The sequence below is a fragment of the Rhodococcus sp. BL-253-APC-6A1W genome (assembly GCF_012843405.1).
Classification (GTDB): domain Bacteria; phylum Actinomycetota; class Actinomycetes; order Mycobacteriales; family Mycobacteriaceae; genus Rhodococcus.
This window is the reverse complement of the sequence record NZ_JABAFB010000010.1, coordinates 14,278-26,850: the sequence shown is the minus strand read 5'-3', so window position 1 is coordinate 26,850 and position 12,573 is coordinate 14,278. Positions and strand designations below refer to the sequence as shown.

The window sequence follows — 12,573 nt, the reverse complement described above, 5'->3', positions numbered from 1 at the left end:
GGGCAAACCCGGCCTACCCCGAGCACCCCGGCGCAAACGGCCGTCTTCGGAGAATCGCAGTCGTTCGAGGACGCGGTTCAGGGGTACCCGACCGCATCACACGTGCACAGCACGTCACGACTCGAGGAGGAAGTCATGGCTGGAACTCGTCCGTTGGCGCTGGTGACCGGCGCTTCGCGAGGTATCGGATTCGAGCTGGCGAATCTGTTTGCCGAGAGCGGTTACGACCTGACGGTCGCCGCCTCGTCGGAAGCGATCCACGACGCCGCCGGCGAATTGCGGAGGCGGGGCGTCTCGGTGAACCCGGTCCAGGTCGATCTGCGCACCGAGGACGGAGTGCGCGCGCTCTACGATGCGGTCGTCGCCGACGGGCGGCCGCTGTCGGCCGCAGCACTCAACGCGGGGGCCGGGGTGGGGGGCGCATTCGTGGACGCGGACCTCGAGGATCTGCTGTCGGTGGTCGACCTGGACGTGCGCTCGACAGTGCATCTCGCGCGTCTGGTGCTGGCCGACATGGTGCGCGCCGGGGAGGGTCGTGTTCTGATCACCTCGTCGCTGGTGTCGAAGATGCCCGGTCCGTACCAGGCGGTGTACAACGCGTCGAAAGCATTCGTGCAGTCCTTCGCGGAGGGAGTGCGCAACGAACTGCGCGACAGCGGTGTGACCGTCACGGCGATGCTGCCCGGAGCCACCGACACCCAGTTCTTCGCCCGCGCGGGTCTGCTCGACACCGTGATGGGCAAGGCTCCCAAGGACGACCCCTCCGTCGTCGCGAAAGACGGGTACGAGGCGCTGATGAGAGGCGACCGCAGTGTGGTCGCGGGATCGCTGCTGACGAAGTCGCTCGCAGCACTCACTACCGTGACACCGAAGCCGGTGACCACCGCCCTGAACCGCGTCATCGCGAAACCCCGCTGACACGGCATCTCGGGCGACGGTATTCCGGATGTCGGCGTTGTCGGAAGGGTCTGCCGAATGCTTTACCAGTCCCAGGGGTAGATCGGGTCGGACTTGTAGGTCGTCGCCTCGGTCGCAGAGGGAGTGTATCGGCCTATGCTGACGCGATGTTCTTTCTCTTCGGCTACGGCACCAAACGGCAGTACCTCGGCGAGGGGCACACTCGCACGTGCCCGCGGTGCCACAACACAACTCAGTGGAGAAGGCTGCGCGTGTGCAAGCAGTTCACCCTGTTCTTCATCCCGGTCGCGCGGTGGAATCGCCGGGAGTTCGAGGAATGCGGTATCTGCGGCACCGTCGTCGAAAGCTGACCGCCGTGCGCCCCGAAAGCTGCCGTATCAGGTCCCGCAGAATGTCTGAAAAGACTCGGTGAACTGCCGTGGCGCGGGAGCGGCGTAGTCCGACCATTCGTCGCGCCGGCCGAACGGATGCGTCACGACCTCGAGCAATGTCGTGAAGGGCGAGAGGTCTCCGTCGGTGGCGGCGCGGAGAGCAGCATCGACCTGGTGATTTCGGGGGATGTAGAGCGGATTGACCTCGTCCATCGCGTCCGCGGTGGCCGCCGGTCCCCTACCCTGTTGCGCCACGACCTCGTTCCAGCGTTCCAGCCAGGGGCCGATTGCCGTCCGGGGCAGGAGGCCGTCGAGAGACGCGGAGTGCCCGCGCAGTTCTTCGGCGAGAGCACGGAAGGTCCCCGTCCAGTCGGCGCCCGATTCTTCCATCAACGACAGCAGGTCGTCGACCAGCGCCCGGTCGATGTGGGTGCCGGCGACGCCGAGTTTCGCTGCGATCCCCGCCGTGTAGTGGGCGTCGTAACGCTCGTCGAAGGTGTCGAGCACGCCCGTCGCGGCGGTAATCGCATCGTCCGGGGTGGACGCCATCAAGGGCAGCAGCGTTTCGGCGAACCGCGCCAGATTCCATTTCAGGACCGCGGGCTGGTTACCGAACGCATAGCGGCCCGCATGATCGATCGAACTGAACACCGCGGCCGGGTCGAACGCGTCGAGAAAAGCGCACGGACCGTAATCGATCGTCTCCCCGGAGATAGTCGTGTTGTCGGTGTTCATCACTCCGTGCACGAAACCGGTGAGCATCCACTTCGCCACCAGTGACGCCTGCGCCTCGACCACGGCCTCGAAAAACCGCAGATAGCGGTTGTCGTCGCCCGTCGCGGGCCGTTCGGTGAGCTCCGGATAATGGCGGCCGATCGCGTACTCGGCGAGGCGCGGCAGCACCTCGCCCCGACGCACGGCGAACTCGAAGGTCCCGACCCTGAGGTGGCTCGCGGCGATCCGGGCGAGCACAGCCCCGGGCTCGAGTCCGTTTCGGGGCACGTGTGTGCCGGTGGCAACCACAGAGAGAGCTCGCGTCGTGGGAATGCCGAGCGCGTACATCGCCTCGCTGACCAGGTACTCGCGCAGCATCGGGCTGACGACGGCGAACCCGTCACCGCCGCGGGAGAACGGAGTCGGCCCCGAGCCCTTGAGATGCAGATCGACTCGCCGTCCGCCTTGGCCCGCGAGTTCACCGAGCAGCAGGGCGCGTCCGTCTCCGAGGAGCGGGGCATAGCCGCCGAACTGGTGACCCGCGTATGCCATCGCCACCGGCGCGGCTCTGTCGGGAACAGCCGATCCGGACAGCACACCGACGCCCTCTTCGCTGCGCAGCACCACGGCGTCGAGCCGAAGTTCGGCTGCCAGTTGCTCGTTGAGCACAAGCAGTGCGGGGTCAGGAGCCTGTGCACCCTTCCACGGCACCGTGAGGTCGCCGAACTCGTCGGCGAAGGTGCTCGCGAGACCGGGCACCGCCGTGCTCGCGCCGCTGAGGGTGAAATCCGGGTTCGCAGCCATCTTCCGAGAGTAACCATTACTCGACGAGCCAACCGGGAGGGTCGGTTCGGGTAGCTGTGCGCACTCAGCAGATACATTCTCGGCTGCCGCGTCGCCGGGACGCTGCTGCGTCCCCGAATCCCGGATCCGTGGAGAGGGAGACGCCTTTTCATCGCGATGCTGCCTCCGGGGTCGTGTCCGAAGCAGCTCGGTGGGATGACCGCCGAGCCAACGTGGTAACGGCTCTTTCGGCCGGGGCGACGTAGGTGGTATGTCGAACACTGCGCGTCTGGCGGTAATCGCCTGCGTTTGTGCCGTACTTGCGGGTTGCGGTGCCGACGACGCCGCGAATCCGCCGCAACCGGCCACTTCGCGCACCACGAGCGTCGACGTCGCCACAACGGTCGATCCCCGACCGCCGTCGGCCCCGCCAGCCACCTCCACTCCGGTGTGGGACACGGCCGAACCGTCGACGCAGGTGCCGGCGCCCGCATCGGAACCACCGGTGTCCGACACGGAGGCCTACATCGTCGATTGTCAGACCGGTCTCGGCCCGATCGAAACCTATTGGTCGGACGGCACCGTCACCGGATACACCGACTACTGCCAGTCGGTACACGACCGTGTGCTCGAAGGTGAACGCGCCGCGAATGCGCCGGTCTGCGACGGAATCGTGTGCCGATACCCGTCGGGTGAGATCGCACCCGACCCCAACGCTGTGCCCGACGACCGCTGCACGAATCAGATCAACTATGCGGGCGATCCTCGTTCCAACGCCGAAATCAACTCGATCGGCGAGCAGACGGGCCAGTGTCCCGCACCGATCTCCTGATACTTCCTCCCAGCTCTCGGTCCACTCACCGGCGAACCGTCAGGGGACGACCGGGCCGTCCGAACGACGTGTCCGCACCACCTCCGCGTTCGGCTCCCCGTGCGCAGCCACCTCGCGCGCACACCGACAGGGCTCTTACATGGGGCGGGCGCGGGGTCGCGCGCCGTTGAGGAACAACTCCGTGATCCGGCGTGCATTGTCGGTTCCTCCGGCCAAGTCCGTCGCGCGGGCCAGATGGAGGAACGCATTCATCAGGAACTGCGGGTCGCCGGTGAGTTCGTCTCCGGTCACGGCCCCCTCGAACAGTACGACCACGGGACTGAGCACCTCGCGGACGTAGAGCGCGGAGATCTCGTCGCGAGTCGTGTCGCTCACCTGGTCGAGGGCATCGTAGATGCGCTGTTCGAACGAGATGGAGGACCCGTGGTCTTCCGAACAGGCGACCGCGAGTGCGGTCAGACGGTCGTCCAGAGATCCCTCGGTGTCGACTGCCTTCCGGATACGGAGGTGCAGGTTGCCGATGAATTCGCGGGCGACCGCCCGATACAGGTCTTGCTTCCCACCGGGGAAGTGATGGTAGATCGACGGCTTCCTGATTCCGACGGTGCCGGCCACGCCGACGAGGGAGATCCCGGCGTAGCCGGTGCCGGCAAGCTGGTCGGCGAAAGCGGCCATGATCTGCGTGCGGGTGTCGGTTCCGTCGGTCATCGGTTCCTCCGAGCGCCGTAGGACTTGGTCAGGTCGGCTATTTCGAGTGCAAGGGAACTGCGCATGCACATCAGCCTACCTACCGGACGGTAGGCTAGCAACAAGACGGCGCCGCCACCGTCCTGGCCGGTCCCCGAAAAACACCCGGACCAACGAACCCGCACGGGTGCGTCGAATGCGTCCGGCAACGCACCTGCGAAGATCAACCGCAGGTCACGGCCCCCCTTCACGCCGCTGTGTCCTCGGGCACGAAAAGGTCACGGCCGCCCCATGGAAAGCGGCTTCCGCACCCGATTCCGGGCAGGGCGGGGAGGCAGCACCAAGCGCGTCGAGGCGCAGTCTGCGAACGAACCGAACCGGGCGCTCGGACGTCGATGGGCTCCTACCGAATTATGTTGCGGCAGAACGGATTAGGATCGAAAGCGCGGTCTGCCCAGGAGCGCCCAACACGACGGGTTCGGCGTTGCGGCGGCAACCTCGAGCGGCCGCTCCGGGCGGTTCCGGCGGCGACGAATCGCGGTCGGCTGCGACGGCTGTCACGTCCCCGGGGCTGAAATGGCCTTCGGCACGATGCCTTGAAACGCGCCCTAGCTGCGGCGTTACCTGGTTGTGACATAAAAACCGCTGGAACGGAATTTAAACATCTCCTTTCGGTAACGCCAGCGGTCCCGTTTTGAAAGGGCCGAGCCCCAGCTTTCGGCCGAATCTTGGAGCACGACTCATGCCTGTTTCACCCTCGCGCCGTATCCATTGCGCCATCGCCGCCGCAGCCGTCATCACCGCCGGCGTCGGATTCGGTACCGCCACCGCCAACGCCAATCCGGTCACCTCTGCGGCCACCCGCTACCAGGAGCCCGGCAACCTGCTCAAGGCGCTCGACATCGACGCGCTCACCGGCTCGGGATGGTCGAAGGTGGACAACACCACCGTCGAACCCGAGGAATCCTCCGAGGAAACCGAGCAAGCCGTCGAGCCTGTGGCCGAGCCCGCCCCGGCGCCTGTGGTCACCCCCGACGAGCTGGCGCGCATCGTGCCGGGCATCCCGCCCGAGAAGATCAACGAAGTCATCGCCCCGTTGAACGATGCGATGGTTCGCCACGGTATCGACAACCCGGTTCGTCAGGCGGCGTTCATCGCACAGCTCGCCGTCGAGTCCGATTCGTTCCGCACGTTCGAGGAGTACGCATCCGGTCGCGCCTACGAGGGCCGCGCCGACCTCGGCAATACCCAGCCGGGAGACGGCGAGCGGTACAAGGGTCGCGGCGCCATCCAGGTCACGGGTCGCCACAACTACCAGAAGTTGAGTGAGCACACCGGGGTGGACTTCGTTTCGCACCCCGAGCTGCTGGCTACCGGGGAAAACGCTTTCACCACCGCTGCCTGGTACTGGACCTCGCGCAACCTCAACGAGGTCGCGGACACGGCCGGAATCGTTCGGGTCTCCGAACTCGTCAACGGTGGGCACCACGCCCTGGATCGGCGGATCGCCGACTTCGAGCGCGGCCTGAACGTGCTGCTGCGGCCGTAACCTCACAGGACTCCCGGTCCTGGACCACCCGGCCGATCCGGCCCGCCCTTTTGCAGGGCGGGCCGGATCGTTTTCGTCGGGCCTAGACCGCTACGTCGAAGATCTGCCCGATTGCGTACGTCACCACCATTGCCAGTGCGCCCCCGAGCACGACGCGCACCACGGCTCGTCCGCGCCGGGCTCCCCCGAGCCACGCACTCGTCGTCCCGGTGATCGCCAGCGCGACGAGCACGGACGCGAACGTCACCGGAATCCGCACCCCGTCCGGCGCGAGCACGATGACCAGCAGCGGCACGAGCGCCCCGAGCGTGAACGACACCGCCGACGACAGCGCGGCGAGCCACGGATTGGCCAGTTCGGTCGGGTCGATCCTCAGTTCCACCTGCGCGTGCGCAGCGAGCGGATCCCGGGCGGTCATCTCCTCGGCCGCGGTCCGGGCCGTGCTCTCCGAGAGCCCCCAACTCTCGAGCAGATCCTCCAGCTCGGCCAGTTCGGCTTCCGGCATCACCTCGAGCTCGCGCCGTTCCGCGACCAATGCGGCCTGTTCGGTGTCGCGCTGAGTGCTCACCGAGACGTATTCACCGAGTGCCATCGACACGGCTCCCGCCGCGAGACCGGCGACACCGGCGGTCAGAATGGTCTGTTCCGTCGTCGTAGCTGCCGCGACGCCGACGACCAGGCCTGCGGTCGACACGATGCCGTCGTTCGCGCCCAGTACACCTGCGCGCAGCCAGTTGAGTTTGCCCGCCAAGGAGCCGCCGTGGGGTTCTGCGCCCTTGTGGCCTCCCGGCTCGCCCCCCTGCGACCGTGGTTCGGGCAACGACATGCCGTCAAGCTAACACCGTCCCGGGCCGAAGGATGAGCATTCGCTCTCCGTAAGCACCTCCTGCCGGCTCGCAGTGTGTGACGGTTGCGGGAGAGATCGCCGGCTCACCCGCCGAAGGCCACGCCCCGGCCCCTGTCTCGGACAATGCGGCGCGAGAGGACTGCGGCGCGAGAGGACACTGCCATGGCCAGCACCCGTATCGCGGTTACCGGATCCACCGGCAACATCGGCCGCGCTGTCGCCGCCCACCTCGACGAGACCGGGACCCGCATGCGTCTGGTGGTACGCGATCCTGCGCGCGCGCCGACCGGAGCCCGCGACGTCGTGCAGGCGTCCTACGGCGACCTCGAGGCCGCGACCGCCGCGTTACGCGGGGCGGACGTGCTGTTCATGGTCTCGGCATCCGAGAGCGCGGACCGTCTCACACAGCACCGCACCTTCGTCGACGCCGCGGCTGCCGCCGGGGTGCGGCACGTGGTCTACACGTCGTATCTCGGGGCCGCCCCCGACGCGACCTTCACGCTCGCCCGCGACCATTGGGCCACCGAGCAGTACCTGCGCGAGTCCGGGATGGCATGGACATTTCTGCGGGACTCCCTCTACCTCGACTTCCTGCCCACGCTCGCAGACGAGGACGGAGTGATTCGCGGCCCGGCCGGGGACGGCCGGGTGGGCGCTGTGGCACGAGCGGACATCGCGCGCAGCGCCGCCGCCGTGCTCGCGGGGGTCGATGCTCATGCCGGCCGGACCTATGACCTGACCGGTCCGGAAGCGATGACGCTGAGCGAGGTCGCGCGCACGATCACCGACGTGACGGGGCGGGCGACCACGTACGAGGAGGAAACGGTCGAGCAGGCGTACGCCTCGCGTCGCAAGTACAAGGCCCCCGCGTGGCAACTCGACGCGTGGGTCTCGACGTACACCGCGATCGCCGCCGGTGAGCTCGCCGCGGTGACCGACGCGGTCGAGCAGCTGACCGGCGCTGCGCCGCTGAGTCTCGCCGAACTCCTGGCCCCGGGTTCACACCAGGCCTAGGGAACCGGCCATGAGCGGCGAACCCGGCACCCTGTGGACGATCGGGCACTGGACATGCCCACCCGCCGTCCTGCTCGACACGCTTGCGACCGCGGACATCGACCTGGTGGTCGACGTACGCAAGATGCCCGGTTCGCGCCGCAGTCCGCACGTCGACGCCGACGCGATGACGTCATGGCTCGGCGATGCCGAGATCGGATACCTGCACCTGACCGAACTCGGTGGCCGGCGACCGAAACAGAAGGACATCGCCCCGCAGATCAACGCCGGGTGGCGGAACACGAGTTTCAAGAACTACGCCGACTACACGCTCACCCCCGCGTTCGAGACGGGGCTGGCGCATCTGAGCGACCTCGCCCACGACCACCGGGTCGCGATCATGTGCGCCGAGCCCATGCCGTGGCGTTGCCACCGCCTTCTGATCGCCAACACGTTGACCGCGCGGGGATGGACGGTGGTGCACCTGATGACCGGCGCGGCACCGAGGCACCACGTCCTCGGCGGGTGGGGGGCTGTACCGAAGGTCGGTGCCGACGGTGTCGTGACCTACCCCGACACTGGGTGAGACCCCGACACTGCGCTCGGACCGGCGCGCAAACGACGAGCACCGGAACGCGCCGATCCCTGATGGAACGCGACCGTCGTTGACAGACTTGTTCTGCCTCCAACCTTCGAAGGGAAGCCGGATGAGCGTCGTCAACCTCGGGAAGCAACACCCCGCCGCATACAAGCAACTGGTGAGTCTCAACGAGCAGGCCGAAGAAGCAGTCCGGCAGGCCGAGCTGGACCCGTTGCTCGCAGAACTGGTCAAGATCCGGATTTCACAGATCAACGGGTGCGCGTTCTGTCTGCGCATGCATACCCGCGACGCCGTCGAGAAGGGCGAGACCGGCGACCGGCTGGCGGTGGTGGCCGCGTGGTGGGAGTCGCAGTACTTCACATCCCAGGAGCGCGCGGCCCTCGCGCTGGCCGAACAGGTCACGCGGTTGCCGGTGCCGGACGCACACACCTGGGACGACGGGTCGCTCACGCCCGCGCAGGCGTCCGCAGTCGGCTGGCTCGCGGTCGTGATGAACGCGTGGAACCGGGTGGCGATCACCAGCGGTTATCCCGTCGGACCCTGAGCGTCCGGGTCCTGGCCGCTACGGACGGACAGCGGCCTCGACGTCCCGCACGAACCGGGTGGTCGCGTCGGCGAGTTCCGCGGGATGCGAACGAGGTGACCAGTGGCCCGCATCCAGCGGGTGCACGCGCAGATCGGTCACCCATCTGTCGGTGTCTTCGTACCCGACCGGCCGCACCGCCCGGTCCCGCAGATTCAGGACCAGCTGGACGGGAACCTCGGTCCGTCGCTCACGCGGACCGGCGAGCCGCCGGCGCAGATTGGCGCGATACAACTTCAGTCCGTGCGCCATGTCGTCGGGCAGGGTCGGCGCGACCGGCCCGATCGCCGCCGGGTCCGTCCGGTCGAAGAATCCGACGAAGGCAGGCCAGCGCCGGGCGAACCCTGCCCGCAGCACGAGCGCCGGCACTCCGGGGATCTGGAACAACAGGGTGTAGGACGAGGCCAGCGCCTGCTCGCCGGGTCCGAGGAGCCGCAACTCCCCTGCCCGCCGGCGCATCCACAGGCCCAGATGGTCCAGGTTCGGCCCCGATACCGAGGTGTACGACGCGATCCGTCCGGTGGCGATCGGCTCGCACACGGCTTCCCAGCACAGGACCGCACCCCAGTCGTGACCGAGCAGGTGGACCGGTTCGTCCGGGCTGACCGCGTCGATCACCGCGAACAGGTCGGCGGCGAGGTGCTCGAGCCGGTAGTCCTCCACCGCATCGGGGACGGTGGACTTCCCGGCGCCGCGATTGTCGAAGCGCACGATCCGGAAGGTGTCGGCGAGCAGCGGCGTCACCCGATCCCATAGAGCGTGCGTATCGGGCCAGCCGTGGACGAGGACGAGAGTCGGCCCGTCCGGGTTGCCTTCCTCCACGACGTGAAGCCGGGTCGGTCCGTTGGTGACGACACGACTGTTCATGTTCTCCCCCGATGTCGCGCAGCACTGGAAGTACGCATGGCGCCCAGATTAACGTGACGCGGAGTAATAAGTAACCTCGAGCGTTCGGCGCCTACGGGTTCATACGTGGGAAGCCGGTCCCGGGACGTGCCCGTCCTGCCGCGGACGCAGCATGCGCCAGGCGACGAGCGCGGACACGACCATCAGCGCGGCTCCGATCGCCGACGTAATCGTCACCCCACTGTCGAACGCGGATCCGGCGGCGGCCAGGAGGGCGTCGGCCTGCACCGCGGGCAGTGTCTCGGCCACTGCGTGCGCGCCGCCGAGCGTCTGTTGCGCGGCCGCCGCCTGCGCCGCATCGATCCCGGCCGGGACGGTGAAGTGGGACGTGTACGACGCCGTGAGAATCGAGCCGAGTACGGCGGTTCCGAGCACGGCACCCATCTCGTACGCGGTTTCCGACACCGCCGAGGCCGCGCCGGCCTTCGTCGGAGGCACGCTCGAGACGATCAGGTCGTTCGAAAGCGTCTCCGCCGCACCGATGCCCGCACCGAGCACGGCGAACGCGACGATGATCGGTGTGACGGCAGACGGCGAGGCCGTCAGGAACACGAGCCCGTAACCGATTGCGGACAGCAGAAGGGCCGCGACGATGATCGTCGACGGCCGGATCCACCGCACCAGCAGCACCACCGACATCCCGGCGACGACCATGACGGCCAGTCCCGGAACGAGAGCGATCCCGGCTTGCATCGGGCTGTGCCCGATGACGAGCTGCAGGTGCTGCGAGACGAAGAACAGGAAACCCACCAGCGAGAACACCGACAGCAGGTTGACGATGACGGCGCCCGAGAAGGCCGGTACCCGAAACAGCCGGACGTCGAGCATCGGGTCGCTCCGGTGCAGTTGCCGCCGAACGAAGAGCACCAGCGCGAGCACCCCCACTGCTGCGGGAACGAGCGCGGCGAGACCCATCCCGTCGCCGGCGAGGCGCTTGATCGCATAGACCAGCGGTGCCAGCGCGAGCATGGACAGTCCGATGCTCACCACGTCGACCCGGCCGGGATTCGGGTCCTTCGACTCGGGAACGAACATCGGTGCGAGCACGAGCAGCGGGATCAAGACGGGCACGGCGAGCAGGAACACCGAGCCCCACCACGCGTGCTCGAGCAGGAATCCGCCCACGATCGGGCCCAGTGCGGCGCCGGCTGCGAAGCACGACGCCCAGATCGCGATGGCGAAACGTCGCTGGTCGCCGTCGAGGAAGATGTTGCGCAACAACGACAGCGTGGACGGCATGAGCATCGCGCCGAAGAAACCGAGCGCACCGCGGGCGACGATCAGCAGTTCGGCGGACGGTGCATAGGCGGCCGCAACGGAGACGGCGGCGAATCCCGTCGAGCCGATGAGCAACAGGCGTCGGCGCCCGATCCGGTCACCGAGGCTGCCCATCGCGACGAGCAGACCGGCGAGCACCAGCGGGTAGATATCGATGATCCACAACTGCTGCGCTCCGGTGGGCTGCAGTGCCGACGAGATTTCGGGCAACGCGAAGGCCAGGACGGTGTTGTCCACGGAGACGAGCAGCACCGGAAGCATGAGCACCGCGAGCGCGGCCCATTCACGAGGACCTGCCTTGGCGCTCGGTGAGAGGTCGGGCGGGGAAACAGGGGTGGTGGACATGGATCTCGTGCTTTCGAAGTCAAGGCCGGAACGTTCGTTACTGTACCAGCTGGACGGTATAGTAACGAAGGTCGTAGGATCGCCTGGTGCCACCCCCACCTGCCGCCCGCACCAAACTTGTGGACGCATTCGTGTCGGTCCTCCTCGAACACGGTGAGCGCGCCGCCACCCTCGACGCGGTGGCGGCCGCCGCCGGCGTCTCCAAAGGCGGGCTCCTCTATCACTTCCCGTCGAAAGCGGCCCTGATCGAGGGTCTTGCCGAACATGTCGAACAGCTCGCCGCCGACGACGCCGAACTCATGCGCACAGCCCCGGAAGGTCCTGCCGCGTACTACATTCACACTTCGGTGTACGCCGACACCCCCATCGACCGAGCCATCATCGCGACCACCCGCCTGAGCCAGGGCGCGAACGAACGCGCCCGGCAGGCGCTGCACCGCATCCGGCAGGGCTGGCTGGACGTTCTCACCGACGCGCTCGAGGACCCCGCCGTCGCCCGAGCGGTGATGCTGATCGGCGACGGCCTGTACTACAACGCTGCGATGTCGGGAGAAACGAGCGAGACACCGCCCGAGGACGTGGACGAACTCCTCGAAGTCGTGCGACGCATGACCGACGGACGCGACTGATCAGCGACCCGCCGGTCCGCTCGATTTCGCCGGGAGACGGTGCAACTCGACGTCGCCCAGCGCACCGCCGTCGACCGTCGCGGTCATGTACGTGCAGTGCGGCTGTCTGCGCCGATCCGTGGGCGAGCCCGGATTGAGCAGGCGCAGACCGCCGGGAGCTGTGGTGTCCCATGGGATGTGGGAGTGACCGAACACCAGCACGTCCGTGTCGGGATACGCCACCTCCATGCGCTTGTCCCGGCCCGCCGAGGCGCCGGTCTCGTGCACCACCGCGAGACGAAGCCCGTCGAGCGTCACCCGCGCGACCTCCGGAAGCCGCTCCCGCAGGGCGGGTCCGTCGTTGTTCCCCCAGCATGCGACCAGGCGCCGTGCACGTTCTTCGAGGGCATCGAGCAGTCCGACGCCGATCCAGTCACCCGCGTGGACGACGATGTCGGCGCGGTCCACCTCGTCCCACACGACCGCGGGGAGCCCGCGTGCCCGCGCGGGGACGTGGGTGTCGGCCAGCAGCAACAACCTCATCGGCCCAGTGTGCCG

General features: G+C 67.7%; 14 protein-coding genes. 8 read left to right on the top strand and 6 right to left on the bottom strand.

The window, feature by feature from the left end:
• The first annotated feature begins 135 nt into the window (after positions 1–135).
• On the top strand, positions 136–918 hold the full coding sequence (locus HF877_RS16210; protein ID WP_169622231.1) for an SDR family NAD(P)-dependent oxidoreductase: 783 nt from the start codon (positions 136–138) through the stop codon (positions 916–918).
• Positions 919–1,064: 146 nt separating this feature from the next.
• Positions 1,065–1,268, top strand: a complete 204-nt coding sequence (locus tag HF877_RS16205) for a zinc-ribbon domain-containing protein (RefSeq protein WP_169622230.1) — start codon at positions 1,065–1,067, stop codon at positions 1,266–1,268.
• Between the two features lie 27 nt (positions 1,269–1,295).
• On the opposite strand, the gene HF877_RS16200 is transcribed toward HF877_RS16205, so the two are convergent.
• Positions 1,296–2,807 carry a protein adenylyltransferase SelO gene (locus tag HF877_RS16200; protein WP_169622229.1) on the bottom strand — a complete coding sequence of 504 codons (1,512 nt, stop codon included), beginning with the start codon at positions 2,805–2,807 and terminating at the stop codon, positions 1,296–1,298.
• Between the two features lie 484 nt (positions 2,808–3,291).
• On the opposite strand from HF877_RS16200, the gene HF877_RS16195 reads away from it, so the two are divergent.
• The gene (locus tag HF877_RS16195) at positions 3,292–3,618 is read left to right on the top strand and encodes a hypothetical protein (protein WP_169622204.1); all 327 of its coding nucleotides are present in this window, start codon (positions 3,292–3,294) and stop codon (positions 3,616–3,618) included.
• A 135-nt stretch (positions 3,619–3,753) separates the two neighbouring features.
• Here the strand turns inward: HF877_RS16195 and HF877_RS16190 are convergent, their stop codons facing one another.
• On the bottom strand, positions 3,754–4,326 hold the full coding sequence (locus HF877_RS16190; RefSeq protein ID WP_169622228.1) for a TetR/AcrR family transcriptional regulator: 573 nt from the start codon (positions 4,324–4,326) through the stop codon (positions 3,754–3,756).
• 721 nt (positions 4,327–5,047) lie between these two features.
• Here HF877_RS16190 and HF877_RS16185 point away from each other — a divergent pair.
• A complete protein-coding gene (locus HF877_RS16185) occupies positions 5,048–5,854 on the top strand; it encodes a glycoside hydrolase family 19 protein (RefSeq protein WP_169622227.1) in 807 nt (268 codons plus the stop codon).
• Positions 5,855–5,936: 82 nt separating this feature from the next.
• Here the strand turns inward: HF877_RS16185 and HF877_RS16180 are convergent, their stop codons facing one another.
• Entirely contained in the window at positions 5,937–6,680 is a 744-nt protein-coding gene (locus HF877_RS16180; RefSeq protein WP_169622226.1) for a VIT family protein, read from the bottom strand.
• Between the two features lie 183 nt (positions 6,681–6,863).
• Between HF877_RS16180 and HF877_RS16175 the strand changes: the two genes are divergently transcribed.
• The 3 genes from HF877_RS16175 (at position 6,864) to HF877_RS16165 (ending at position 8,839) form a co-directional block, all read left to right on the top strand.
• On the top strand, positions 6,864–7,715 hold the full coding sequence (locus HF877_RS16175) for an SDR family oxidoreductase (protein WP_169622225.1): 852 nt from the start codon (positions 6,864–6,866) through the stop codon (positions 7,713–7,715).
• A gap of 10 nt (positions 7,716–7,725) precedes the next feature.
• Positions 7,726–8,280 (top strand): DUF488 domain-containing protein, encoded by a 555-nt coding sequence (locus tag HF877_RS16170; protein WP_169622224.1) that lies wholly within the window; start codon positions 7,726–7,728, stop codon positions 8,278–8,280.
• Between the two features lie 121 nt (positions 8,281–8,401).
• Positions 8,402–8,839 (top strand): carboxymuconolactone decarboxylase family protein, encoded by a 438-nt coding sequence (locus HF877_RS16165; RefSeq protein ID WP_169622223.1) that lies wholly within the window; start codon positions 8,402–8,404, stop codon positions 8,837–8,839.
• 18 nt (positions 8,840–8,857) lie between these two features.
• Here the strand turns inward: HF877_RS16165 and HF877_RS16160 are convergent, their stop codons facing one another.
• Both HF877_RS16160 and HF877_RS16155 read right to left on the bottom strand, forming a co-directional pair.
• Positions 8,858–9,745, bottom strand: a complete 888-nt coding sequence (locus HF877_RS16160) for an alpha/beta fold hydrolase (RefSeq protein WP_169622222.1) — start codon at positions 9,743–9,745, stop codon at positions 8,858–8,860.
• Positions 9,746–9,844: 99 nt separating this feature from the next.
• Positions 9,845–11,407: an MFS transporter gene (locus tag HF877_RS16155; RefSeq protein ID WP_169622221.1), complete on the bottom strand. Its 1,563-nt coding sequence runs from the start codon at positions 11,405–11,407 to the stop codon at positions 9,845–9,847.
• An 86-nt stretch (positions 11,408–11,493) separates the two neighbouring features.
• On the opposite strand from HF877_RS16155, the gene HF877_RS16150 reads away from it, so the two are divergent.
• Entirely contained in the window at positions 11,494–12,036 is a 543-nt protein-coding gene (locus HF877_RS16150; RefSeq protein ID WP_169622220.1) for a TetR/AcrR family transcriptional regulator, read from the top strand.
• On the opposite strand, the gene HF877_RS16145 is transcribed toward HF877_RS16150, so the two are convergent.
• A complete protein-coding gene (locus tag HF877_RS16145) occupies positions 12,037–12,558 on the bottom strand; it encodes a metallophosphoesterase (RefSeq protein ID WP_169622219.1) in 522 nt (173 codons plus the stop codon).
• Between the last annotated feature and the right edge of the window lie 15 nt (positions 12,559–12,573).